General features: G+C 68.1%; 18 protein-coding genes and 1 pseudogene. 12 read left to right on the top strand and 7 right to left on the bottom strand.

Annotated elements, in window-relative coordinates:
- The 3 genes from LGN10_RS23635 to fabI are packed head-to-tail and all read left to right on the top strand — an operon-like array spanning window position 1 to window position 3,129.
- The gene (locus LGN10_RS23635; RefSeq protein ID WP_226225176.1) at window positions 1-1,209 is read left to right on the top strand and encodes an acetate/propionate family kinase; all 1,209 of its coding nucleotides are present in this window, start codon (window positions 1-3) and stop codon (window positions 1,207-1,209) included.
- 8 nt (window positions 1,210-1,217) lie between these two features.
- The gene (locus LGN10_RS23630) at window positions 1,218-2,339 is read left to right on the top strand and encodes an alpha/beta fold hydrolase (RefSeq protein ID WP_124657763.1); all 1,122 of its coding nucleotides are present in this window, start codon (window positions 1,218-1,220) and stop codon (window positions 2,337-2,339) included.
- 28 nt (window positions 2,340-2,367) lie between these two features.
- Entirely contained in the window at window positions 2,368-3,129 is a 762-nt protein-coding gene (gene fabI, locus LGN10_RS23625) for an enoyl-ACP reductase FabI (protein ID WP_059584681.1), read from the top strand.
- A gap of 60 nt (window positions 3,130-3,189) precedes the next feature.
- On the opposite strand, the gene LGN10_RS23620 is transcribed toward fabI, so the two are convergent.
- The 4 genes from LGN10_RS23620 to LGN10_RS23605 form a co-directional block, all read right to left on the bottom strand.
- Window positions 3,190-4,401: a winged helix-turn-helix domain-containing protein gene (locus LGN10_RS23620; RefSeq protein WP_059584682.1), complete on the bottom strand. Its 1,212-nt coding sequence runs from the start codon at window positions 4,399-4,401 to the stop codon at window positions 3,190-3,192.
- Window positions 4,402-4,736: 335 nt separating this feature from the next.
- Window positions 4,737-5,816 (bottom strand): terpene synthase family protein, encoded by a 1,080-nt coding sequence (locus tag LGN10_RS23615; protein ID WP_099317680.1) that lies wholly within the window; start codon window positions 5,814-5,816, stop codon window positions 4,737-4,739.
- A gap of 53 nt (window positions 5,817-5,869) precedes the next feature.
- Window positions 5,870-6,640: a polyprenyl diphosphate synthase gene (uppS, locus tag LGN10_RS23610; RefSeq protein WP_059584686.1), complete on the bottom strand. Its 771-nt coding sequence runs from the start codon at window positions 6,638-6,640 to the stop codon at window positions 5,870-5,872.
- Between the two features lie 397 nt (window positions 6,641-7,037).
- Window positions 7,038-8,426, bottom strand: a complete 1,389-nt coding sequence (locus LGN10_RS23605) for an MFS transporter (protein WP_059584688.1) — start codon at window positions 8,424-8,426, stop codon at window positions 7,038-7,040.
- 381 nt (window positions 8,427-8,807) lie between these two features.
- Between LGN10_RS23605 and LGN10_RS23600 the strand changes: the two genes are divergently transcribed.
- Complete coding sequence (locus LGN10_RS23600; protein WP_089465687.1) at window positions 8,808-9,437, top strand: TetR/AcrR family transcriptional regulator; 630 nt, start codon at window positions 8,808-8,810, stop codon at window positions 9,435-9,437.
- 135 nt (window positions 9,438-9,572) lie between these two features.
- The gene (gene treA / locus LGN10_RS23595) at window positions 9,573-11,291 is read left to right on the top strand and encodes an alpha,alpha-trehalase TreA (protein ID WP_226225174.1); all 1,719 of its coding nucleotides are present in this window, start codon (window positions 9,573-9,575) and stop codon (window positions 11,289-11,291) included.
- Between the two features lie 103 nt (window positions 11,292-11,394).
- On the opposite strand, the gene LGN10_RS23590 is transcribed toward treA, so the two are convergent.
- Together LGN10_RS23590 and LGN10_RS23585 are read right to left on the bottom strand one after the other, a co-directional pair.
- A complete protein-coding gene (locus LGN10_RS23590; protein ID WP_226225172.1) occupies window positions 11,395-12,882 on the bottom strand; it encodes a carbohydrate porin in 1,488 nt (495 codons plus the stop codon).
- Window positions 12,883-12,967: 85 nt separating this feature from the next.
- Window positions 12,968-13,234: a hypothetical protein gene (locus LGN10_RS23585; protein ID WP_059584699.1), complete on the bottom strand. Its 267-nt coding sequence runs from the start codon at window positions 13,232-13,234 to the stop codon at window positions 12,968-12,970.
- Window positions 13,235-14,313: 1,079 nt separating this feature from the next.
- On the opposite strand from LGN10_RS23585, the gene LGN10_RS23580 reads away from it, so the two are divergent.
- Both LGN10_RS23580 and LGN10_RS23575 read left to right on the top strand, forming a co-directional pair.
- Entirely contained in the window at window positions 14,314-14,451 is a 138-nt protein-coding gene (locus tag LGN10_RS23580) for a hypothetical protein (RefSeq protein WP_185716495.1), read from the top strand.
- Between the two features lie 121 nt (window positions 14,452-14,572).
- Window positions 14,573-16,219 (top strand): NRAMP family divalent metal transporter, encoded by a 1,647-nt coding sequence (locus LGN10_RS23575; protein WP_226225170.1) that lies wholly within the window; start codon window positions 14,573-14,575, stop codon window positions 16,217-16,219.
- 114 nt (window positions 16,220-16,333) lie between these two features.
- On the opposite strand, the gene LGN10_RS23570 is transcribed toward LGN10_RS23575, so the two are convergent.
- Window positions 16,334-17,242 (bottom strand): helix-turn-helix transcriptional regulator, encoded by a 909-nt coding sequence (locus LGN10_RS23570; RefSeq protein WP_059585107.1) that lies wholly within the window; start codon window positions 17,240-17,242, stop codon window positions 16,334-16,336.
- A gap of 283 nt (window positions 17,243-17,525) precedes the next feature.
- Here LGN10_RS23570 and LGN10_RS23565 point away from each other — a divergent pair, with 283 nt between their 5' ends.
- From LGN10_RS23565 to sctD, 5 genes and pseudogenes are all read left to right on the top strand, one after another.
- The gene (locus tag LGN10_RS23565; protein WP_226225168.1) at window positions 17,526-18,359 is read left to right on the top strand and encodes a helix-turn-helix transcriptional regulator; all 834 of its coding nucleotides are present in this window, start codon (window positions 17,526-17,528) and stop codon (window positions 18,357-18,359) included.
- A 249-nt stretch (window positions 18,360-18,608) separates the two neighbouring features.
- Complete coding sequence (sctV, locus tag LGN10_RS23560; RefSeq protein WP_226225166.1) at window positions 18,609-20,816, top strand: type III secretion system export apparatus subunit SctV; 2,208 nt, start codon at window positions 18,609-18,611, stop codon at window positions 20,814-20,816.
- On the top strand, window positions 20,813-21,091 hold the full coding sequence (gene sctS / locus LGN10_RS23555) for a type III secretion system export apparatus subunit SctS (protein ID WP_226225164.1): 279 nt from the start codon (window positions 20,813-20,815) through the stop codon (window positions 21,089-21,091). The genes sctV and sctS overlap by 4 nt, the downstream gene beginning before the upstream one ends.
- Complete coding sequence (gene sctC, locus LGN10_RS23550) at window positions 21,091-23,130, top strand: type III secretion system outer membrane ring subunit SctC (protein ID WP_226225163.1); 2,040 nt, start codon at window positions 21,091-21,093, stop codon at window positions 23,128-23,130. The genes sctS and sctC overlap by 1 nt, the downstream gene beginning before the upstream one ends.
- A pseudogene (gene sctD, locus LGN10_RS23545) lies at window positions 23,111-24,347 on the top strand (type III secretion system inner membrane ring subunit SctD); the annotation flags it as partial. The gene sctC and the pseudogene sctD, both read left to right, overlap by 20 nt.

Genomic DNA, 24,347 nt, shown 5'->3' with positions numbered 1-24,347 from the left:
ATGCGACATCCCGTCCTCGTGCTCAACGCCGGCTCGTCGAGCCTCAAGTTCTCGGTCTACGACACGCGCGAGGATCGTTCGCTCGATGCGGGCCTGCACGGGCAGGTCGAGAACCTGCATGACACGCCGCATCTGTTCGTGGCCGACGCGCACGGCACGACGCTCGCCGACAGCCCCGTCGCGCAACCGGGGCATCAAGGCGCGATCGAGGCGCTGCACGCGTGGTTCGCGGCTCATGTCGGGCGCGAGGCCGCGTTCGACGGCGTCGGGCACCGGGTCGTGCATGGCGGCCCGTATTTCACCGCGCCGGTGCGGATCGATGCGCGCGTGCTCGATGCGATCGCGTCGCTTTCGCCGCTCGCGCCGCTGCACCAGCCGCATCACGTCGACGCGATTCGCGCGGTTGCGGCGGTCGCGCCGAACCTCCCGCAGGTCGCGTGTTTCGACACCGCGTTCCATTCGACGGTGCCGGCGCTCGAACGGGAGTTCGCGCTGCCGCGCGCGCTGACCGAGCAGGGCATCGTGCGCTACGGGTTTCACGGGCTGTCGTACGAGTACATCGCGACGGCGCTCGCGGCCCTCGATCCATCGTGGGGGCGGCACCTGACGGTGATCGCGCATCTCGGCAACGGCGCGAGCCTGTGTGCGCTCGCGGACGGCCGCAGCGTCGCGACGACGATGGGGTTCACGGCCGTCGACGGGCTGCCGATGGGTACGCGCACGGGCGCGCTGGACCCCGGCGTGATCCTGTACCTGCAGCGTCACATGGGCCGGTCGCTCGACGAAGTCGAGCATCTGATCTATGCCGAATCGGGCTTGCTCGGCGTGTCCGGCGTGTCGAGCGACATGCGCGCGCTGCTCGCGAGCGACGCGCCGTCGGCCGCGCATGCGGTCGAACTGTTCGCCTATCGCGCGGCGCGCGAGCTCGCCGCGCTGGCCGGCGTGCTCGGCGGCCTCGACACGCTCGTGTTCACGGCGGGCATCGGCGAGCACGCGCCGCGCGTGCGCGAACGGATCTGCAGCCGTGCGGCGTGGCTCGGCATCGTGCTCGACGACGCGGCGAACGCCGCCGGCCTGCCGGTGATTTCGGGCGACGCGTCGCGCGTGACGGTGCGCGTGATCCCGACCGACGAGAATCTGATGATCGCGCGGCACACGCGCCGTGTGCTGGACGACGCGATCCCTTCCACGCCGTATCCGACCCGGTGAGACCTTCGATGACAGCACGCGACACGCTTTCCCCTGCCGCCAGCGCTCTCGCGCTGCCGATTTTCTGGCCGATGGCCGCCGCCAACGCGATGTTCGCGGCCGGCGCCGAGATCGCGGCGCGCAATCTCCGCTTCCTTGCGGAAGAGGAGAAGCTCCATTTCGAAGCGCATCCGGCGCTGGCGTCGCCGAACCGGCCGTTGCTGGAACTGCGCACGATGACGTTTCGCGACTATTCGGCCGCGCCGGCGCACGGGCTGCCGACGATCGTCGATGCGCCGTACGCGGGGCACAGCGCGATGATCGCCGACTACCAGCCGGGGCAGAGCCTGATGCAGACGCTGGGCGAGCACGGCGTGACGCGTCTGTACCTGACCGACTGGCGCTCGGCCACCGAGGACATGAAGGATCTCGAGATCGACCAGTATCTGGCCGAACTGAACGTGTGCGTCGACGAACTCGGCGGCCGCGTGAATCTCGTCGGGCTGTGTCAGGGCGGCTGGATGTCCGCGATGTACGCGGCGCGTTTCCCGCACAAGGTCGCGAGTCTCGTGCTGGCCGGCTCGCCGATCGACACCGACGCGGGCGACGGCCCGATCAGGCAGATGGTGCACACGTATCCGACGTCGTTCTACGAGGAACTCGTCACGATGGGCGGCGGGCTGATGCGCGGGCGCTTCATGCTGCGCGGCTGGAAAAACATGCATCCCGACCAGCACTATCTCGCCGAGCACGTCGACCTGTACGAGCATCTCGACGATCCCGAATACCTGCGCAAGCGCGAGGTGTTCGCGAACTGGTACGAAAGCCCGATCGACCTGCCGGGGCGCTGGTACCTGCAGGCGATCGTGCAGATCTTCAAGGAGAACCGGCTCGCGAAGGGCACGTTCGTCGCGCTCGGGCGCACGCTCGACCTGAAGGATGTCGCGTGCCCGGTCTATCTGCTCGCCGGCGAGGCCGACGACATCACGACGCCGGAGCAGGTGTTCGGGGCGCGCGATCGTCTCGGCACGCCCGCGTCGCGCATCGAGAGCCGGCTCGTGCCGGGCGGCCATATCGGCCTGTTCATGGGGACGCGCACGCTGAAGACGGTGTGGCCGGACATCGCGCAATGGATCGCGGCGCAGCGCTAGGCCGGCGCGGATCGTTACGGAGAGCGACATGACGTTGCGACACAAGCGCGGGCTCGTCGTCGGCATCGCGAACGAACAGAGTATCGCGTGGGGATGCGCGCGCGCGTTTTGCCGGGCGGGCGCGACGCTCGCGGTGACGTGGCAGTCCGACAAGACCCTGCCGCACGTCGAGCCGCTGTTCGCGCAACTCGACGCGCCGATCCGGATGGCGCTCGACGTCGGGCGGCCGGACCAGATGGCGGCGGTGTTCGACGCGATCGCGGCGCAATGGGGCGAGATCGACTTCGTGCTGCATTCGGTCGCGTATGCACCGAAGGCGGACCTGCACGGCCGCGTGGTCGACAGTTCGCCGGAAGGCTTCTCGCTCGCGATGGATACCTCGTGCCATTCGTTCATCCGGATGGCGCGGCTCGCCGAGCCGCTGATGACGCGCGGCGGGAGCCTGATGGCGATGAGCTATCTCGGCGCGGAGCAGGTCGTCGCGAATTACGGGGTGATGGGGCCGGTCAAGGCCGCGCTCGAAGCGAGCGTGCGGTATCTGGCGGCCGAACTCGGCGGCGCGGGCATTCGCGTCAACGCGATTTCGCCGGGCGTGTTGCCGACCCGCGCGGCGTCGGGCCTGCCGGACTTCGGCCGGCTACTCGACGACACCGCGCGCCGCGCGCCGCTGCATCACGCGCTGGACATCGACGACGTCGGCGCGTTCTGCGCGTTTCTTGCCGGCGACGGCGCACGGGCGATCACGGGCGGTACGCACTATATCGACGCCGGCATGCACATGCTCGGCTAGGGTCGACGCAAGCCCGTTATTGGCGTGAACAGGGCTTGACGCGCCGGCTGCACGCAGCGCTCAGGTGCGCGCGAATGCCTGCACGAGGGCCGGCGGCGCGTGGGCGACCGTCACCTCCGGCGTACCGTGCCACGCCGCGAGTTTCTTCACGGCTTTTGCGACGTCGGCCGCGAGCCCGGCGCCGAACCGCACGCCCGGCTCGACGTGCACAGCCTTCAGTTCGAACGTGCCGAGCGTGCGATGCGCTTTCGCATCGACGCGGCCCACCAGCCGGCCGCGATGCAGCACGGGCAGGCAGAAATAGCCGTAGCGCCGCTTGTGCTCGGGCGTATAGCACTCGATCGTGTAATCGAACCCGAACAGCGTCGACGCGCGCCGCCGGTCCCAGACGACCGGGTCGAACGGCGACAGCAGCGTCGTGACCGTCGAGCGCAGCGTGTCGGCCGCCGCCGCCGGCAGCAGTGCGTCAAGCGAGCGATGCACGTAGGCCGGCTCCTTCCAGTCGTCGATCCGCACCGGAATCAGGTCGCCGGCCTCGGCGAGCCGCTCCAGCTCCGCGCGGTACGAGCGGCGCGGCAGCCGATAGTAGTCGGCCACCCAGTCTGCGCGCACGACGCCGAGCGCGCGGCACGTGTAGTCGAGCAGCGCGGGCAGCACGGCCTCGCGCGGCGGCAGGTCGCGCGCATCGTCCCAGTCGGGCAGCACGCGTTCGCGCACGTCGTACACGCGCTGGAAATTGCGGCGCTCCGACACCATCAGGTCGCCCGTCGTGAACAGCACTTCCAGATGACGCTTTTCGGGCTTGCGATCCCACCAGCCGTTGCCCTTCACGCCGTTTTCGCGTGCGAAATCGGCCGACCGCACCGGGCCTTCTTCGCGAATCCGCGCAAGCAGCCGTTCGATCTCCGGACGATTCTGCTCGTGCCATTCGGCCGCGTATTTCCAGCCCATTCCCGACGGGTCGAGCATCTTGTAGCGCATCAGCCCGAACTGCTCGATCGGCAGAAAACACGCTTCGTGCGACCAGTATTCGAACAGGCGCGCCTCGGCGAGATGTTCGTCGAGCCAGTGCGGCGGGAAATCGCCGAGACGGCTGTACAGCACGAGATACGGGCTGCGCGCGACCACGTGGATGGTGTCGATCTGCAACTGCGCCATCCGGCGGATCGTGTCGAGCACGTCGGACTTGGTCGCCTTGCGGCGGGGTGGCGTGAGCAGGCCCTGTGCGGCGAGATGCAGGGCGCGGGCGGCGGCGGACGAAAGCGTGAGCATCGGCAGGACGGTCGAGGGTGGCGATCGGGAACCACTTTAGCGCGAAAGCAGCGCGCGCGCGCGACGTGCGGGTGCAACGCGTCTGACAATGGTTGACAGATACGTTTCGCAAGTTTCCCTATAGTGCGGTTCATGGCGCGACGACACGTGCGCGCAACGATTCCGCTTCCGACGCACATATGTCCATGGCACGCAGGAAGCGAATTCGGGTTTCCCAACCCCCATCGGGAGACCCGGAGCCCTGAGCGGACATCCATGCGGCTATGCACCGGCCCCGTGTGGATGTCCGCTGATTTTTTTGTTTTTCCGGTTTTTCCTCCATTGCCCGCGACAGGTCATGCCGCGGCGCTCGTCTGTCCGGGCCGCAGCGCGCGGGACAGGTCGTAGTGTTTCGCCGCGCCGTAACGCGGCGAACCGAAGTGCCAGTCGTAGTTGCCGCGAATGTACGTCCTGGCCTCGTCGAGCAGGCGCAGCGACGCACGATCGTCGGTGCGCGCGCGCACCTTTTTTTCCAGATCGAGATAACGCGCCAGATAGCCGTTGTGGATGTCCGCCGCCGCGTCGAGCGCGGCCTGCGGCGAGAGCCCGCGTTCGTGTATCAGCACGCACACGAGATTGCTGCTCGACTCGCCGGCCTCCTTCGGATACGAGAAGATATCGTTGCACAGGCACAGGATCGCGTTGGACAGCCTGCGCAGGCGCTCGACCGCTTCGTCTGCGTAGAACGCGGCCGGCGCTTCGTAGCCCGCGGCGATATCGATCAGCGCGAACGCACCCTCGCCGCAGCCGTTGTACGTGCGACCGGACAGGTATTCGGCCTCGCCGGGCACGACGTCGGTCGCGAACCGGCCGGCTTCCCACAGCGTCGAGAACAGGAACGTCATCATCCCCGCCACCCAGCGGGCGTATTGCACGCGCGTGGACACGGCGGCGATACGCGCGCATATGTCCTGCGTCGCGCGTTGCAGGGCGGGCAGGAACGCGGCCAGGTGCGGCAGGCGCGCCGCGAGCGCGGCGCGCAGCGGCGCGGGGTCATGGCCGGTCGGATCGGCGATCATTTCGTACAGCCACAAGTAGAGCGCCCCGAGCTCGCCCGGGGCGCGCGCGACACCGTGCAGGCTGCACAGGCCGTCGTCGATCGCGAAGATCCAGCCGTATGCGCGGGCGGTCGTGCACAGTCCGTCGAAAGACGAGTGCGCATAGACGCGCGCGCAGTATTCGCCGACCTTGCCGTGACGGATGCCGTGCGCCCAGCGCGGATCGTCGAGCAATCCGTGGCTGTTCATCCACGCGTACAGGTCGGCTTCGGCGCGCTCGGCATCGGGATGCACGGGTGTTTCGAACGGGTGGAACAGGTGCGGCAGCACCAGCGTGGGCGCCGCGGCTTCGGCGGCAACGGTTTCGACGGTGGACATGGCGTACCTCGCGGATGGCGGGTGACAACAGGTGTCGTGAGGAGCGCGCCGGGCTACTTGCCGAACCGGCGCGCGCGCTTGCCGTACGCATCGATGGCCTGTTCGAAATCGTCGCGTCCGAAATCGGGCCAGCACGTCGGCGTGAAATAGAACTCGGAGAAAGCGGTTTGCCACAGCATGAAATTCGACAGGCGCTGTTCGCCCGACGTGCGGATCACGAGGTCCGGCTCAGGCTGGCCGGCCGTATACAGCCGGCTCGCGATCGACTCCGGGCTGAGTTGCGCGAGCAACTGATCGACGGTGCCGGCCGCGACGTGCTCCGCGATCAGCGAGCGGACTGCGTGCAGCAGGTCGAGGCGGCCGCTATAGGCGACCGCGATGTTCACGTCGAGCCCGCGCGCGCGGGCCGTGCGTTGCTGCGCGGCGCCGATGCGCTCGGCCGTGGCGGGCGGCAGCTGCGTCAGGTCGCCGATCACGTGCAGGCGCCAGCGGCCGCTGGCGGCGAGCTCGTCGAAGACGTCGGCGATCACGGCGAGCAGGCCGCGCAATTCCCCGGCGTCGCGCTGGAGATTCTCGGTGGACAGCGGCCACAGCGTCACGAGCGGGATCCCGGCTTCCTCGCACCACGACAGCAGCGCATGCACGTTGCGTCCGCCGGCCCGATAGCCGTCGGCGGCCGGCAGGCCGAGGCGCTCCGCCCAGCGCCGGTTGCCGTCGAGAATGACGGCAAGATGGGTCGGCAACGGCGGCCGGGCCGCATCCGGTTCAGCGGGCGAGTCGATGGCGAATGTTTCCGGCGCGCGCAGAATCAGCTCTCGAGTCATGGAGACTCCTTCGAGGCGAGATAGCGATCGAAACGTGAAACAGCGGATGGGATGGTTATCGCGACTGCTGCAATCCGGCGGGGGGATTCTGTTCGCGCCGATGCGAGCGACCATTATCGATCAATGGATTTCGGATTATCAAGTCGTTCGCATGCACGATATCGGGGCGCCCGGGCGCGCAAGCGGCCGCGCAGGCGTGGCGCGGCGCCGGCGGATATCGAAAGCGGTGATGCGCGATCGATTTTCGAGCCGATGTTATTTCGGCAAGAGGATTCGGCGAGCGGTTTGTGTGTTTCACGCGATTGAATAAATCGCGGAATTGGAAAATAAAAGCGACGTAATACCCGGACGATCGATTGTGGCAAAAACGCTTCGGCCGCAATCGACCGGCGACCGTTTACTGCCGCTTGCCGCGCGCGATTTCGTCGCCGGCGCCGGGCGGCAGCCGCCGCGTGATCGGAATCGACGCGAACGAGCACAGCCCGACCACCAGGAACGCGGGCCAGAAATCCGACCACACCATCGCCTGATGGCCCTGGAGCCAGTGCGACACGTGCAGCACGAGGCCGGCCACCGTGACGCCCAGGCCGAGCGACATCTGCTGCACGACGCTGCCGAGGCTCGTCGCGCGGCCGGCGTCGCGCGGCGAGATGTCCGCATAGATCATCGAATTCAGGCTCGTGAACTGCAGCGCGGGGAAGATGCCGCCGACGAGCACGATCAGCCAGATCGCCCAGGTCGCCATGCCGGGATGGAATACACCGTATGCGGCGATCGCGAGGCCCGCGAATGCCGCGTTGTAGATCAGCACCGTGCGAAAGCCGAAGCGGCGCAGCGTATGCGTGGCCGTCGACCGGCTGACCGCGCCGCCGAGCGCGGACGCGCACGTGATGAGCCCCGAGTGGAACGCGCTCATGCCGAGCCCTTCCTGCAGCGCGAGCGGCAGCAGGAACGGCACCGCGCCGAGGCCGATGCGGAACAGCGACCCGCCGACGACGCTCGCGTGGTACGTCGGGATCTTCAGGAAACCGAGGTCGAGCACGGGACGTGTCTTGCGGCGCGCGTACGGCACGTACAGCGCGAGCATCGCGGCGCCGGCCGCGCACATGATGATCGCGTTCGAGCGCGACGTGAGCGAGCCGTCGATCAGCGTGAGGCCCATCAGCAGCAGTGCGGCACCGCTGGCCGACAGCAGGAAGCCGAACCAGTCGAGCGGGCCCGGATCGGGTTCGTGCGTGTTCGCGATGTGCTTGCTCGCGAGGTAGATTCCGTAAAGGCCGATCGGCACGTTGATGAAGAAGATCATCCGCCAGTGCAGGTAGGTCGTGATGAAGCCGCCGACGAGCGGCCCGACCGTGGGCCCGAACAGCGCGGGAATCGCGAGGTAGTTCATCGCGCGCACGAGATCGGCGCGCGGCACCGCGCGGAAGATGATGATGCGGCCGACCGGGACCATCATCGCGCCGCCGACGCCCTGGATGAAGCGCGCGAACGTGAGCACGCCGAGGGAGTTGGATGCCGCGCACATCAGCGAGCCGACGACGAAGATGCCGATCGCGGTGCGGAACACGGAGCGGGCGCTGAAGCGGTCGGCGAGCCAGCCGCAGATCGGGATGAACACGCCGAGACCGACCACGTAGGCCGTGATCGCGATGTTCAGCGTGACGGGGTTGTGCCCGAAGTCCCTCGCCATCGCAGGCAGTGCGGTGACGATGATGTTCGCGTCGACGCTTTCCATGAACAACGCACAGGCAACGATGAGCGGTGCTAGAAAGACGGGCGACATGAGGAGGGGGCGCGGTAAAGACGCCATTATGCCCATAATGTGAGCGCTGCGTCACGTATGACAACAGTTGTTCCGCATGTTGCAACAGTCGTCTTTTCTGACGGGTGGCGCGGAAGGGATGACTGCGCACGCGCGAGCAGTGCGCTGCTTGCCCGGTGAACAAACCCGCATCGTCGCAGCGGGGCGCGCGCGCTTTCGATACCGGGCAGGATGTCGACGCGGTGATTTCCCAACCGCGTGTCGCACGGTAAATCGACCGCGCGCTTGCGCTTGAATGCGACGAGCGGCGCGTCGGCCGGCCATGTCGATTCCTTTTGACGGTGCGGCGGTGCGTTTCTAAAATATGAGCACTTGCTCATATTCAAAAGCCGCCTTCCCGCCATGTCCGAATCGTCCTCGCGCATCCCGCTTTTGCCCCGCAAGGCGCCGCGCCAGCGCCGCTCGATGGCCACCGTCGATGCGATCGTCGAGGCCGCCGCCCGCGTTCTGGAGCGCGACGGCTTCGATGGCTACACGACGAATGCCGTGGCCGCGCTGGCCGGCGTGAGCATCGGCTCCCTCTATCAATACTTCCCGAACCGCGATGCGCTGACGGCCGCGCTCGTCGAGCGCGAGAGCGCGCATCTGCTCGACGACGTCGACCGCGCGGCCGCGCGGTCGTCCTGCGACGACGTGCTGCGCGCGCTGGTGCGCGGGGCCGTCGCACACCAGATGCGCCGGCCGGTGCTCGCGCGGCTGATCGATTTCGAGGAGGCGCGGTTGCCGCTCGGCGCGCGCACCGAGCGCGTCGCGGACCGCATCCACGCGACCTTGCTGCATGCGCTCGGGCTGCGCGATGCGCCACGCGTCGCCGCGCCCGACGTGGTCGCGCACGATCTGCTCGCGATCGTGAAAGGCATCGTCGATGCGGCAGGCGCGCGCGGCGAGACCGATGCCGATGCGCTCGAAGTGCGCGCGTGGCGGGCGGTGCACGGTTATCTGCGGGAGTCGCGCGAATCGAAACTTGCTTGACACGCATGTTTCGTGCGACAGTCGGGCCCATTCACACCACAACATGACGCGTATCGATCGAAGGCCATCGAGACGAACGCGCGCGCGAACGAGACCTCGTGCCGATCCACCACCATCGAAAGGAGGGGACACGCCATGACGTCACGTCGTGCCGCACCGCTTGCATCTCGTTTCTCGTCGCGTCAGTCGCCGCCCGCGCCGCGTCTGCGCTGGGCCGCCGCGCTGGCCATCGCCTATCTCGCCGTCGCCGGCTGCGCCGCGCAGGCCGACAATGCGCATCAGGCCGCCGCGCAAGCGGCCAGCCAGTCGGCGTTGCCGGCCACCACCGCGGCCGCTTCCGCGCCCGTGTCGGGCACGCTGCTGCCGCCGCCGAGCCAGCTCTACGGCGACCTGTTCGTCGCGGTGCAGACCGCGCAGCTCTATCCCGACCAGAAGACCTTCGTCGACGCCACGCCCGACACCGATCCCGCGACGATCGTGCAGTTGTATCAGCAACAGAAATCGCAGCCGGGTTTCTCGCTGAAGGCGTTCGTCGACCAGCATTTCACACCGCCCGCGGCAGGCGGCGTGACGCCGCCGCCGAACCAGACGCTGCGCCAGCACATCGACTGGCTGTGGCCGCAGCTCACGCGCACGAGCGTCACGGCGCCCCCGTACAGTTCGCTGATTCCGATGCCGAAGCCGTACGTCGTGCCGGGCGGCCGCTTCCGCGAAGGCTACTACTGGGATACCTATTTCACGATGCTCGGGCTGCAGGTGTCGGGGCGCGAGGACCTCGTCGACGACATGCTCGACAACTTCGCATACCTGATCGATACGATCGGGCACATCCCGAACGGCAATCGCACGTACTACGCGAGCCGCTCGCAGCCGCCGTTCTTCGCGTACATGGTCACGCTCGCCGCGCAGGTCGAAGGCGACAAGGTCTACCAGAAATACCTGCCGGCGCTGCGCAAGGAGCATGCGTACTGGATGCAGGGCGAAACCACGACGCCGCGCGGGCAGGCCGCGCGCCACGTGGTCACGATGCCCGACGGCGCGGTGCTGAACCGCTACTGGGATGCGAGCGACACGCCGCGCGACGAATCGTATCTCCAGGACGTGACGACCGCGAAATCGGTGCCGTCCCGTCCGGCGAACGAGGTGTACCGCGACCTGCGCGCGGGCGCCGAAAGCGGCTGGGACTACAGCTCGCGCTGGTTCGGAGACGGCAAGACGCTCGCGACGATCCGCACGACCTCGATCGTGCCGGTCGACCTGAACAGCCTGATGTTCCATCTCGAGACGACCATCGTGAAGGGCTGCGCGCTCACGCGCGACATCGGCTGCGTGGCCGATTTCTCGGCGCGGGCTGGACGGCGCGCGGCCGCGATCAATCACTACCTGTGGAACCGCCGCGGCTATTACGGCGACTATGACTGGCAGTTGCGCAAGCCGCGCGACGGCGTGACGGCGGCCGCGCTGTATCCGCTGTTCGCGGGCGTGGCGTGGCCGGAGCGCGCGAAGGCGACCGCGCGCGAAGTGCGCAAGACGCTGCTGCAGCCGGGCGGCCTCGTGACGACGACCGAGAACACGGGCCAGCAATGGGATGCGCCGAACGGCTGGGCGCCGCTGCAGTGGATCGCGATCGACGGGCTGCGCCGTTACGGCGAACCGGCGCTCGCGAAGGACATCGGCACGCGATTCCTGGCCGACGTGAAGCAGGTGTACGCGACCGAAGGCAAGCTGGTCGAGAAGTACGTGGTCGAAGGCACGGGCACGGGCGGCGGCGGAGGGGGCGAATATCCGTTGCAGGACGGCTTCGGCTGGACCAACGGCGTCACGCTGAAACTGCTGGGGCTGTACGGCGAATAGTGTGTAGCGCGCGGGAGGGGCCGCATGCCCGTACCGCAAGCCATCGCACGGGCCGGACCGTCGCGCAAGCGGCCGGCCGGCCCGGGTCTTCATGCGGCTCGCATCAGAACGTGATCGTCGTGCGCACGCCGACCACGGTTTCGTCGCCGATGCGCGCGCCGACCGTGTTCGGGTTCGGGATGCCGCCGCCCGGACGGAAGAAGTGCTGCAGATCGGCCTGCACTTGCCACCACGGCGCGACCTGATACTGGTAGGTCGCCTCGATCACGGTTTCCGCGCGGCGCACCGGATAGCCGGGCGTCGTGTACACGCCGGTATCGCCGTCGAGGCCGCGCGCATGCGAGCCGATCTTCGCGTAGCCGATCGCGATGCCGGCGACGTCGTTGTCGCGTCCGGCGAACGGCGCCTTCAGCGTCACGCCGGCATTGGCCGCGAAATCGACGACATTGCGGTCGCCGGGCGAGCCCATCACGCGCGCGAACACGCCGACCGAGCGCGGGCTGTCGGCCGACGGCCGCCACACCATTTGATCCGCGACCGCATAGAAGCCGTAGTTGCCGCGATGCGTGGCGGGCGTGCCGTTGCTCGCCGGATCGGCGAGCGACAGCCCGTCGGTGCCGTAGCGCGGATCGTTCGCGTGCTGCGAGTGATACCAGACGCCGAGCTTGTACGTGCCGGGCAGGCCGGCCGGCTGCGGCGCCTTCGGGTCGGCGGGCGGCGCGTTCAGCGCGTACTGCACTTCGCCGATCACGAATGCGCCGCTGCGCAGATTGAAGTTGGTGCCGTGCGCGTTCAGCACCTGCGCGTCGCCGTCGGTGCGGCCGGCCGGGTTGCCGTCGAACACGCCGACCATCGCGGTCCACGCGTCGGCCGGCTTCACGCGCAGCCGCACGCCGAGCGACGACAGCGGATACGCGGGGCCGCCGGACGGCAGGTCGGTGGACGGCAGCACGGGCCAGCCGAACGTCGCGTTCATGAACGTCGCTGCGTTCTCGCTCACCATGAATTCCTGGTCGACGCTCTGCTGGCCGACTTTCACGTCGACCTTGCCGTCGAGCAGCGACTGCTGATACCAGAGCTCCCACAGGCGCGTGGTCGAATTGGCCTCGATGCCGGTCGCGGTCTGCAAGGTTTGCAGGTAGCGCTGCGACAGGTTGGTGCCGTGGATCTGCAGCCCCGACACGTTGAACGTGCCGCCCGGCAGGCCGATCGCCTTGCCGGTATCGACGTTGAAACCGAATTGCGTGAGCCCCTGGTACGCGCCGCCGCGCCCCGTGCCGCCGGACGCGTTGTACAGGTATTCGCTGGTTTCCTGAAGGCTCAGCGTGACGCCGTGTTCGTCGAGCACGTCGCGCAGGCCGCCCATGTTGCCTAGGAGGTTCGAACGCTCCCACAAGCCGGTGGGCGCGGGCGCGGCGGCATCGGCGGCCGGTGGTTGCGTGGGGGCGGCGGCATCGTTCGTGCCGGCCGCCGGTTCGGCGGCGGCAGCCGAGGCTTGCGCGAATGCGGATGCGGTGGCGAGCGACAGCAGCAGCGCGGCGAGCGCGTCGAGGCGAAGCTTGCGCGGGACGGGAGCGAGCGGGTTCTTCATTTGGGTTGGCAGTTTGATCAGGTTGGCTGAAGAAACGGGAACGTGATGCGGGCCGCATGGCGAGACGGCCCGCATGGGGAAGGACTTACGGCAGCCAGCCGCCGACGCGCCACACCTGCGCGAAGCCGACGTGTGACGCGGCCGAGCACAGTAGCGCGACGAGCGCGACCGCGGCCGCCGTCGCGGCGATCAGCACGCAATCGAGCGGGCGGGGCGCCGCGGGGACGTGGGCGAGGGCCAGGCCACGCCAGCGGCCGAATGCCCGGGCGAGCGGCGAGAAGCCGGAAAACGAGCGGTCGCACGCGACGTGCACGACGCGCTTGAACTTGAACGCGAACGATTGAAAGAACATGACGCTGCCTCCGTTCCGTCCGGCGAACGCCGGACGACGTGATCGAGCGCGGGTGCATGACGCGGCCTGCGATCGGAGGGTGGAACATGGCGAAGCGTGCGACTGACGAACCGGCGATGGCCGGCCCGGATGGAGGCGCGCTAACCCGACGAGTGCGAGCTAGCGGCGAAAGACATGCGTCTGGCTGCTATCTCGCGATGGCTTGGCCGGCCTGGACCGGCATCGAACTGCAACTAGAGCATGCGTCCACGGAGGGACTCCCGTAATGAATTGGGGCGGATTGTAGTCGCGACTTTTGCTGCGGCGCAAGTAAAAAACGCATGACGGTTGCGCTGCGTGGTGTGCGTGTCGCAGCGGCGCGCGGCGGCCACGTACCCGCTCCGCGAGCGTGACGAGGGCGCGCGGCGCAGGTCGGGCCGTTGCTCCCGCGCATCGGCGCATCGTTGCGTCGTGACGACGCTGAAAGGTTTCAGAACGTCAATTCAAGGGCAAATCTTTCAGCCGCGTCACGCGGGGAATTTATTTCGAAAAATGGGGTTTCAAGGGGTTGACTTCGCTTTCGCGCGATCCATAGAATCCGCCATCTTCACTCTTGGGGCCGCCGCCTTGGACGCCTGCAGTAGTCGATCTTCGAACGAAATTTCCGCCTGAGCGACCGACGTCCGCGCCTCATCGAAGCCGCCGTTTGTCTGCCAGGCAAACGGTGCGCGCAGCAGTATTCCGCAGCCATTCCCTACGTGCACCCTGATTCGCGCCGGTTAGCGTGATGCGTTCTCGCATGCGTTGCCCGGTTTCGCCGCCGCCAGGCAGGCGGCCGCGTTCGCGCATCCGATCTCCGGGCGCGCGAATGCCGGCCCGCCGGCCGGACGGCGGTCAACCGTGTTCCCCGGAACACCGCACAGGAGCCGCCATGAACGACAGTGACAGTTGTCCCTTATGTCCGTTGCATACGCAGACCCTTTTGAACCCGGGTCGCGGGGACAATCCGGCCGACTAGCCTGATACGCCGTTCAGGCCCCGGACTGGCCCCGCGCCCATCACGCGGCCGGCACGCTGCCGTCGCCGCACGGAGCCAGACCATGAACTTCGGCCTTCTGCTGTCGAACCTTCCGCACGTCACGGAATCGCGCCAGCACTACGACGCGATGCTGACGCTCGACGCCCGTCCGCGGGTGTTCGCCCGTCTGCTGGACCAGCTCAAAGCATTGATCCACTGAAAAGAAGCGCCGAGCGCGCCTCGGCATGCGCACGCGGGCCGCCTTCGAGCGGCCGCCCCGTGCGCATTCCAAGGTCGCACGCTCATCGAATCGCATAACCCTTAGCCGTACGGAACACATCATGTCCACGCCCTCCAACGTCTCTCCACCGATCGCGGTCGAGCGCGGCGCCGTGCTCGACGAAGCCCATCTGGGCGACATCCGCGGTGCGCTCGGCACCATCTCGCACCACGATACCGGCGCGCGCGGCACGTGGTGGGCGCGCCTGCGCACGCTGCTCGCGATCATCGGCCCGGGGTTGATCGTGATGGTCGGCGACAACGACGCCGGCGCATTCGGCACCTATACGCAGGCCGGCCAGAACTATGGCACGACGCTGCTGTGGACGTTGCTGCTGCTCGTGCCCGTGCTGTACGTGAACCAGGAAATGGTGCTGCGCCTCGGCGCGGTCACGGGCGTCGGCCATGCGCGCCTGATCTTCGAACGCTTCGGCAAGTTCTGGGGCGCGTTCAGCGTGATCGACCTGTTCCTGCTCAACGCGCTGACCATCGTCACCGAGTTCATCGGCATCACCTTCGTGCTCGATTTCTTCGGATTGCCGAAGGTGGCCGGCGTGTGCGTGGCCGCCGCGCTGACGATGGCCGCGGTGAGTACCGGCGATTTCCGGCGCTTCGAGCGGTTCGCGATCGGGCTGTGCGTGCTGAGCCTGCTGCTCGTGCCGGTGCTCGTGTCGATCCACCCGCCCGTCGCGCAGATGACGCGCGATTTCTTCGTGCCGAACTGGCCCGCGCACGCGAAGCTGTCGGACGTGATGCTGCTCGTGATCGGTATCGTCGGCACGACGGTCGCGCCGTGGCAGTTGTTCTTCCAGCAAAGCTACGTGATCGACAAGCGCATCACGCCGCGCTTCATGAAATATGAAAAGGCCGACTTGTGGATCGGCATCGCGTTCGTGCTGGTCGGCGCGGTCGCGATGATCGGCTTCAGCTCGGCGCTGTTCGGCGGCCATCCGGAAGCCGGCAACTTCACCGACGCGGGCGGCGTCATCGCGGGCCTCGAGAAGTATGCGGGCCGCACGAGCGCGACGCTGTTCGCCGTCGCGCTGCTCGACGCGTGCATCATCGGCGCGGCGGCCGTGTCGCTGTCGACCGCGTACGCGATCGGCGACGTATTCAGGATCCGCCACTCGCTGCACCGCGGCGTGACCGACGCGAAGGGGTTCTATCTCGTCTATTTCGGCATCGTCGCGGCCGCGGCCGCGCTCGTGCTGATCCCGGGCAGCCCGCTCGGCCTGCTGACCGAAGCCGTGCAGACGCTGGCCGGCGTGCTGCTGCCGAGCGCGACGGTGTTCCTGCTGGTGCTGTGCAACGACCGCCAGGTGCTTGGGCCCTGGGTCAACTCGACGAAGCTCAACATATTTACGGGCGCGGTGATCTGGGTGCTGGTGCTGCTGTCGATCATCCTGACCGCATCGGTGATGTATCCGGACATCAGCGGCGAGGCGATCGTCGACGTGCTGGTGGGCGGCACCGTGCTCGCGATCGCCGGCTATCTCGCGACGGTACTGATTCGCCGCAACAGGCGCGTCGTCGAGCCGGCCGTCGATCGTTCGCTGCGCGACACGTGGCGCATGCCGCCGCTCGATACGCTCGAACCGCAGAACATGACGCTCGCGACGCGGATCTGGATGGCCGTGCTGCGCGGCTATCTGGTGATCGCGGTCGGCCTCGTGATCGTGAAGGTCGTGCAGATGACGCTGATGAAGTAACGGCGATCGTCCGCCAGCAAGCGGCGCCGCGCCGCCACCCGCACATGCCGGCCCGCGAGGCCGGCATGTGCGTTGACGCGTTCGTCGGCGCGAAACCGCGCTGCGCCGCCGTCGTCAGATCAACTCGAGCTTCGACGTCAGATAGGTGAGCTGGATCCGGTTCGCGACGCCGAAGCGCTTGCGCAGCTTGCGCAGGTGATAGTCGACGTTGTGCGCGCTGGTGTCGAGACGCCGGCCGATTTCCTTGTCGGACGCGCCTTCGGCGATGCCGAGCAGCAGTTCCTGCTCGAATGGCGTGAGCCCGTTGACCGCGCGCTCGCGCGACGTCGAGATCAATTGCGGCGACGCGAACTTGTGTACCGACAGCCCGATCGACAGCGCCTGCTCGATCGTCGCCGGCGTGATCCATTCGCGCGTGCGGCGCGGCGCGGTGAAGCTCATGAACGCGTGCAGCCGCGTGCCCGGCACGGCCATCGAATACATGATGCCGCTGCACATCCCGTCGTCCTGCATCGTCTGCAGGAAGCCGTCGAGCGCGGCAGGGCTCACGCGCGGCGCGTCGTCGCGCTCGCGGTGCTCGCGGCGCAATTGCTGCAGATCCCACACGATCGGCATGTTGCACACGCGCGCGCCGAGCGTGCGCGGATCGACGTCATGATGGTTGTGGCGCACGTAGTCGCCGCGATAGGTGGCCGGCGTGAACGCCTCGTGCAGGTAGAGACTTTCGACGCGCTCGCGCGTGAATTCGAGTGCGAAGTACGCGAACGTCGAGAAGCCTGTCAGATGCAGCAGGCTCGTGACGATCCGGTTGCGCTCGGCCGTGCTCTGCGCGTGCGCGAGCGTATCGGCCACGCCGAGCTTCGGCGCGTGCGGCTGCGCGACGTCGCCGCGCTTGACGTCGTCGCACCAGACGACCTGCACGGTGCGCTCGCGCAGCGCGTCCGCGCCTGCGTCCGATCCGCGCGACGCGCGCGGCAAGGTGGTTGGGGCGACCGCTTCTTCGTGCAATGCAATATCGGACATGAGCCATCCCTCGGAATCGACGCGCATCGCCTGGCGGCGGCCGTATCGTGTACGGCATTCGCGGCGGTGCGACCGAGCATCGTTGTGATCTGCGCCGACCGTCATCCCTGACGAAACGCGGGGGCATTGTACAAAAATGCCGGTGTGTGGGTAATATGCCGTAATACTAATGTCGGCGAAAGGTTCATGTTCGCGCGCATATAACGACGACCAGAAAATCATAAAGAAAAGACCAGATCGTGACGGGGCGCAGTTTCACATATTGGGAAAGGGCGGGCTCCTCATGACATATGCTGACGGCGCACCACGCGTCGAATGGTTCTCACAAGCCGATATAGCGGCCGCTGCCGCTTATTCGAACGAATATCACGCAATCGAGCGCGACTTTTTTACCGGTATTCAAATAGCACCCGGTAAAACCGACCTCGCGTCATTCGATTTCGCGCAATGCCATGCGCGATTGCGGCAAATCGGATTCAGTACGCTCGGTTACGGCGCCTACGAAATGATCGGGCGGCGCATTCTGCGCGCGCATCTGCTGCGCGACCTCGCGCCGGCGACGTTCATGCAGCCGTTCATCGAAGGGATGCTGTACGACAGCGACCCGCGCTTCGCGCAGGTGCGGCAGAGCGGCTTTCCGGTCGCGTGGCGGCTCGACGAGATCGAGGCGGCCGCGCACGGCAGCGGCGACCGCAAGGTGCTGGCGCTCGCCGGCCATCTGCGCGCGCATGCGATGAACAGCGGCGTGATCTTCAGCCTGTCGGCGCCGCGCCTCGACCTGCGCGTCGCGGTGAACCTGACGTCGGAAACGCACGGCACCGAATGGATCGACGATCGCGTGATCGGCGGCGCGCTGTCGGTCAGCCTTGCCGTGCATCGCGTCGCGCTGCCGTTCCTCGAGGCGCGCGTCGCGCGCATGCGCGGCTTCGCGCTCGCCGACGAGCAGCAGCAGGTGCTCGACCGGCTCGTGCACGGGCTGTCCGACCAGGAGATCGCGAGCGCGCTGCGCACGTCGCTGCACAAGGTCGGGCACCATATCCGCTCGCTGGAAAAGCTCTTCAACGTGCAGAACCGCGCGCAGCTCGCGTACCTCGCCGCGCGGCGGCTGCCGTCCTGACGTAAGCCTGCCGGACACGCGCGCCGGCGCCCGCGGCGCGCGATGGAAGCGGTTCCGGCGGCGCGTGCCCGAGCGGGCCGCCGGGTTTCGTAGTCCGATTCGATCGTCTGAGGAAAACGCGCTTTCACGCTACGAGGCGCGCTTCTTTTTCCGCGGTTTCCCGTCGCTACACTCGTCCCATTCAACGGTCCGCGCAGCACGGGAAGGGTTGCCCGTGCCAGCCGGCGATAACGACAGGACAACGGCACGATGGCTGAACCGAAGGCGCTCCCCCGCGACTGGCAGCGGTTGTTTTCCGCCGGCCGCGGCGTGTCCGGACGGCGCCTCGGAGGCGCCTCGCCGCGCGCCGACCTGTTTCTCGCGACCTTCATCGTCGCGGTCGTCGCGCTGTTCATCCTGCCGCTGCCGCAGGCCGCGCTCGACGGGATGATCTCGCTGAATCTCGCGGCGAGCGTCGTGCTGCTGACGGTGTCGACCTACGTGCCGTCGGCGGTCAGCTTCTCGTCGTTTCCCGCGCTGCTGCTGTTTACGACGCTGTTCCGGCTCGCGCTGAACATCGCGTCGTGCAAGCTGATCCTGCTGCATGCGAACGCCGGCCACGTGATCGACGCGTTCGGACGGCTGGTGGTCGGCAACAACGTGGTGGTGGGCGGCGTCGTGTTCCTCGTGATCGCGGTCGTGCAGTTCATCGTGATCGCGAAAGGGTCGGAGCGCGTGGCCGAAGTCGGCGCGCGCTTCTCGCTCGATGCGATGCCGGGCAAGCAGATGAGCATCGATGCGGACTTGCGCGCGGGCATCATCAGCGCCGACGAGGCGCGCGAGCGCCGCGAGAAGCTCGAGCAGGAATCGCAGATGCACGGCGCGATGGACGGCGCGATGAAGTTCGTGAAGGGCGACGCGATCGCGGGCCTCGTGATCGCGTTCATCAACATCGTCGCGGGGATCGCGGTCGGCACGCTGATGCACGGGATGGACATCGGCGAGGCGCTGCAGCGTTACGCGATCCTGACGGTCGGCGACGGGATGGCGTCGCAGATTCCGTCGCTGCTGGTATCGATCGCGGCCGGCATCGTGACGACGCGCGTCGCGACGCGCGATGCGCGGCAGCGCCAGCTCGGCGAACAGCTCGGCGAGCAACTGGGCGCGCACCCGCGCGCGCTGCTGATCGCGGCGTTCGTGCTGAGCGGCTTTCTGGTCGTGCCCGGCTTTCCGAAATGGTCGTTCGCGCTGATCGCGCTCGGCCTCGGCGCCTTCGCGTTCACGCAGTTGAAGCGCAAGACGTCCGCGCCGAGCTTCAACCTGATTCATGTCGCGGGGCGCGTCGGCGCGGCCGACGACGGCCAGCCGGCGAAGGTGCCGCACGCGGCCGGCGTCACGTCGTTGATCGCGGTGTCGCTGTCCGACGACCTGCGTACGGGCCTGAACCTCGCGCAACTGCAGGCGGCGCTGTCGAGCGCGAAGGCGCGCGTCGACGCGGACATCGGCACGGTGTTTCCGCGCATCACGCTGAACGACGACGAGGGCGCGCCGGCCGGCACGTACCGGATCTACCTGCAGGACGTGCTCGCCGCGCACGGCGCGCTGAAGCCGGGCTGGCTGCTGTGGGACGGCGTCGCGCCGCTGCCGGAGCGTGCGGAGCGTCAGCCGGCCGAGGCGTTCGGCCCGTTCGCGACCGCGCTGTGGATCAAGCCCGACGGCGCGGCGCCGGACGGCAAGTGGCTGTCGAGCGAAAGCGCGCTGGCCGCGCACGTCGAGCAGATCGTGCGCCAGCATGCGGACGAGCTGCTCGGCATCCAGGAGACGCAGGCGCTCGTGCATCTGGTGCGGCGCGATCATCCGGAGCTCGTCGGCGAACTGACGCGGCTCGTGCCGCTACAGCGCGTGACCGAAGTGCTGCGCCGGCTGCTCGCCGAACAGGTGCCGATCCGCAACCTGCGCGTGATCTTCGAGAGCCTGATCACGTGGGCGCCGAACGAGCCCGACGACGTGATCGCGCTGGTCGAACTCGTGCGCGTCGACCTGCGCCGGATGATCACCGACCGTCATGCGGGCACGGCGCGCCAGCTGCGTGTCGTGCTGTTCGAGCAGAACCTGCAGGAGCGGATCGAGCGCGCGGTGATGCGCACGAAGCAGGGCAATTTCCTCGCGTTGTCGAGCGCGGTCAAGCAGGACATCGGCGAACAGGTGCGCGCGATCGTGCACGCCGCGCAGGCGGCCGGCCCCGGCGGCCACGGCAACGCGCCGGGCGCCGCGCGGCTCGCGGTGATGGTCGCGCTCGGCGCGCGCCGCTACGTGAAGACGATCCTGCAGCCGGTGCTGCCCGACCTCGCGGTGCTGTCGTACCAGGAAGTCGAGGAGGACGTGCAGTTGCATACGGTCGGCTGGGTGAAGAACCCGCCGGACGACGGCACGGTCGGCGCGGGCGCCGACGTGCGCGCGCCGGGAGCCGTGCAATGACGAACTGGACGATCCTCGACCTGACGCGCCAGGCGCTGATGCTCGTGCTGCTGCTGTCGCTGCCGATCGTGCTGATCGCGACCGTCACGGGCCTCGTCGTCGCGATCCTGCAGGCCGTCACGCAGGTGCAGGACGCCAATATCGGCATCGCGGTGCGGCTGATCGCCGTGATGGTCGCGCTCGTGCTGCTGTCGGGCTGGCTCGGCGGCGAAGTGCTGCGCTTCGCGCAGCAGGCGCTGGAACGCATGTTCGTTTCTTCAACAGGAGTCCTTTGATGCGTCGACGCGTCGCCTCGATCCGGTTTCAACCGCGCAGCCTGCAACGGGCCGCGCTTGCCGTGTGCGCGACCGCGCTGCTCACGGCGTCGCTGTGCATGGCGCCCGCGCAGCATGCGTGCGCCGCGGACCTGCGCTGGCGCAACAAGCCGTTCACGATCGTCGCGAACGGCAAGAAGATCGGCGACTTCATCCGCGAGCTCGCGTCGTCGCAGGGCGTGACGGCGGTGGTCGACCCGAAGGTCGACGGCGTGATCAGCGGCCGCTTTTCCGGCACGCCGCAGCAGACGCTCGACACGATCTGCTCGACCTACGGGCTCACGTGGTACTACGACGGCTCGTTCCTGTACGTCGATCCGGCCGACCAGTCGCAGACGCAGATGATCCCGATCCCGCCGAACGCATCCGGCGAAATCGGCCGTGCGCTGCAGGCGATGCAGATTCCGGACAAGCGCTACACGCTGGTGATCAACGACCGCTCGAACAGCGTGTACGTGGCCGGCCCGCGCCGCTATGTCGAACTCGTGCGGCAGGCGATCGGCTCGGTCGGCGATCCGTCGGCGAACGGCGCGCATGCGGATATCCGCGCATTCCGGCTGAAATACGGCTGGGCGTCGGACTTCACGATCAACCGCTCGGGCAAGGAAGTGACGGTGCCGGGCGTCGCGACGATCCTGCGCCGGCTGTTCGGCAAGACCGGCGACACGGCCGCGGCGCCGGCGAGCACGCCGCTCGGGCAGGCCGCGCGACAGGTGAAGCTCGGCTCGGGGCTGACGATCGCGGTGCCGCGGCTCGACTTCCCCGACATCTCCGGCGGCCTGCGACAGGGCGGTTATGGCGGTACGGACGGCAGCATGGGCGGCGGCTTTTCGCCGTTCTCGACCGGCGGCGGCGACACGCTGCCGCAGATCGTCGCCGATCCGGCGATCAACGCGGTGATCGTGCGCGACCTGCCGGAGAACATGTATCGCTACCAGTCGCTGATCGGCCAGCTCGACGAGCGGCCGCGCATCGTCGAGATCAACGTGACGATCATCGACATCAACGAGGATTCGCTCGACAGCCTCGGGATCGACTGGCGCCTGCACACGACGCACGGCGACGTGCAGATCGGCAACGGCCAGAACCCGCTGAACGGCAACACGCAGTACAACGGCGTCGGCAACCCGCCGCTGACGTTCGGCATCGGCACGTCGGAAACCGGGCAGACGGGCACCTTCATGCCGACCGGCATCGCGCTGACCGCGTCGATCGGCGGGTCGCTGCGCAACTACCTGCTCACGCGCGTGAACGCGCTCGCGCAGAAGGGTCAGGCCCAACTGCGATCGAAGCCGAAGGTGCTCGCGCTCGACAACACCGAGGCGATCCTCGAGAACCTCACGCAGTTCTACGTGCAGGTGCCCGGCTACCAGGATTCGTCGCTGTACAGCGTGACGACCGGCACCAGCATCAAGGTGACGCCGATGATCGTCGACGAGGCGATCCGCAACGCCGCGGCCGTGTCCGGCAGCCCGCAGAGCGTGATGATGTCGATCGACATCCAGGACGGCAACATCGTGCCGGGGCAGGCCGTGTCGAACGTGCCGGTGATCCAGCAGCGCAACATCGTCACCAAGACGATGATCGACGAAGGCAAGAGCCTCCTGATCGCCGGCTTCAACGACGACGAGGTGCGGCTGAACAAGAGCGGCGTGCCCTGGCTGTCCGACATCCCGCTGATCGGCAACCTGTTCAAGTACACCGACAAGTCGGGCAACCACATGGAGCGCTTCTACCTGCTGACGCCGCGCGTCGTGACGAACGCGTCGATGTATGCGCCGGACGGCTCGCCCGTGAACCCGGGCGTCGACGGTCCGGCGAACCCGGAAGGGATGTCGATGTATCGGCCGCCGGACAACGACGTCACGGTGCCGCTGACGCCGAAGCCGCTGCCCGGCACGAAGTTTGGTCCGCCCGCGTTGCCGCCGCCCGTGGGCGCGGCGTCGCAGCCGGCGGCGACGACCGCAGGAGTGGTCACGCATGTCGACGAGCATCATTGATCCGCACGGCGACGGCGCATTGCCCGGCGGCGCGGCAGGCGCCGGGGCCGGTTCGGCCGCGCTCGCGTCGCCGTGGAACCTGTGCTTCCTGAGCGGGCCGATGTACGGCCGCACGATGTCGCTCGCGCGCGGCGCGAACTGGGTCGGCACGGCGGCCGACTGCGAAGTGATCCTGCCCGATCGCGAGATCGGCGCGAAGCAGGTGTGCCTGCAGGTCGGCGCGCTCGCGGTGACCGTGCAGAACCACGGCGGCGACACCGGCGCGCCGGTGCTGTTCAACGACGAGCCGCTCGGCGCCGGCCGCCGCTCGCTGACGCCGAACGACGTCGTGACCGTCGGCTCGATCCGGCTCGGCATCGCACGGCATGCGCAGGCGAGCGTCGCGGTGCCCGACGAAACGGACGCGCCGGACGCCGCGCGCGAGGCCGCGTGGCTCGGCTGGCTCACGGGCGGGCTGCGGCGGCTGGGCAGCCGGCGGCTCGTGATCGCGCTGGTCGCGCTGTGGGTCGGCGTGCTGCTCGGCGCGCTCGGCTACGGCTTCGTCGCGTGGTCGGGGCGGCTGCCGTGGCAGCACGAATCGGTGCTCGCGCGCACGCACCGGCTGCAGCAACTGCTGCACGCGTATCCGGAGCTGGCGGTCGCGCCGCGCGACGACGGCGTGATCGTGTCGGGCTACGTGAGCGACCCGGCCGCGCGCGAGCGCGTCGCGCAGATCGTCGCGGGCGTCGACAACGCGGCGCTCGGCAACATCTACGTGGTCAGCGATCTGGTCGCGACCGCGCAGACCTATTTCAGCGACACGGCGCTGACGGTCACGTATCTCGGCCGCGGCCGGATCGAGCTGACGGGCGCGGCCGCGCGCGCGCAGATCGAGCCGCGCATCCGCAACTACATGAAGGATGCGCGCCCGGCGCTCGAGGTGGTCGATCACGTGCGCGATGCCGACGCGGCCGCGCCGCGCACGGCGACGACGCTCGGCGGCACGGCGGGCATTCCGGAGATCACGACCGTGTTCGCCGGCGACGGCGACTAGCGCTACATCGAGACGGTCGACGGCAGCCGCTATTTCGAAGGTGCGCGGATGAAGGAAGGCGCGACCGTCGTGTCGATCGGCCCGGACGAAGTGGTGTTCGCACGCAACGGCCAGCGCATCACGATGCCGCTCGGCGGCGCGCCGGCGAGCGCGCCCGAGCAGGCAAGCGCGCCGCCCGTGGCGC

This window comes from Burkholderia sp. AU32262, assembly GCF_020419985.1.
In the GTDB taxonomy this organism is placed as follows: Bacteria; Pseudomonadota; Gammaproteobacteria; order Burkholderiales; family Burkholderiaceae; genus Burkholderia; species Burkholderia semiarida.
This window is presented reverse-complemented; position numbering and strand designations above follow the sequence as displayed.

Bases quoted from the DNA above. Each gene is read 5' to 3' on its own strand.
- LGN10_RS23575 (WP_226225170.1), top strand. From the start codon at position 14,573: ATGTCCACGCCCTCCAACGTCTCTCCACCGATCGCGGTCGAGCGCGGC.
- LGN10_RS23635 (WP_226225176.1), top strand. From the start codon at position 1: ATGCGACATCCCGTCCTCGTGCTCAACGCCGGCTCGTCGAGCCTCAAG.
- uppS (WP_059584686.1), bottom strand. From the start codon at position 6,640: ATGACTCGAGAGCTGATTCTGCGCGCGCCGGAAACATTCGCCATCGAC.
- sctV (WP_226225166.1), top strand. From the start codon at position 18,609: ATGGCTGAACCGAAGGCGCTCCCCCGCGACTGGCAGCGGTTGTTTTCC.
- sctS (WP_226225164.1), top strand. From the start codon at position 20,813: ATGACGAACTGGACGATCCTCGACCTGACGCGCCAGGCGCTGATGCTC.
- LGN10_RS23590 (WP_226225172.1), bottom strand. From the start codon at position 12,882: ATGAAGAACCCGCTCGCTCCCGTCCCGCGCAAGCTTCGCCTCGACGCG.
- fabI (WP_059584681.1), top strand. From the start codon at position 2,368: ATGACGTTGCGACACAAGCGCGGGCTCGTCGTCGGCATCGCGAACGAA.
- LGN10_RS23600 (WP_089465687.1), top strand. From the start codon at position 8,808: ATGTCCGAATCGTCCTCGCGCATCCCGCTTTTGCCCCGCAAGGCGCCG.
- LGN10_RS23585 (WP_059584699.1), bottom strand. From the start codon at position 13,234: ATGTTCTTTCAATCGTTCGCGTTCAAGTTCAAGCGCGTCGTGCACGTC.
- LGN10_RS23570 (WP_059585107.1), bottom strand. From the start codon at position 17,242: ATGTCCGATATTGCATTGCACGAAGAAGCGGTCGCCCCAACCACCTTG.
- LGN10_RS23565 (WP_226225168.1), top strand. From the start codon at position 17,526: ATGACATATGCTGACGGCGCACCACGCGTCGAATGGTTCTCACAAGCC.
- LGN10_RS23630 (WP_124657763.1), top strand. From the start codon at position 1,218: ATGACAGCACGCGACACGCTTTCCCCTGCCGCCAGCGCTCTCGCGCTG.
- LGN10_RS23580 (WP_185716495.1), top strand. From the start codon at position 14,314: ATGAACTTCGGCCTTCTGCTGTCGAACCTTCCGCACGTCACGGAATCG.
- treA (WP_226225174.1), top strand. From the start codon at position 9,573: ATGACGTCACGTCGTGCCGCACCGCTTGCATCTCGTTTCTCGTCGCGT.
- LGN10_RS23620 (WP_059584682.1), bottom strand. From the start codon at position 4,401: ATGCTCACGCTTTCGTCCGCCGCCGCCCGCGCCCTGCATCTCGCCGCA.
- LGN10_RS23605 (WP_059584688.1), bottom strand. From the start codon at position 8,426: ATGTCGCCCGTCTTTCTAGCACCGCTCATCGTTGCCTGTGCGTTGTTC.
- sctC (WP_226225163.1), top strand. From the start codon at position 21,091: ATGCGTCGACGCGTCGCCTCGATCCGGTTTCAACCGCGCAGCCTGCAA.
- LGN10_RS23615 (WP_099317680.1), bottom strand. From the start codon at position 5,816: ATGTCCACCGTCGAAACCGTTGCCGCCGAAGCCGCGGCGCCCACGCTG.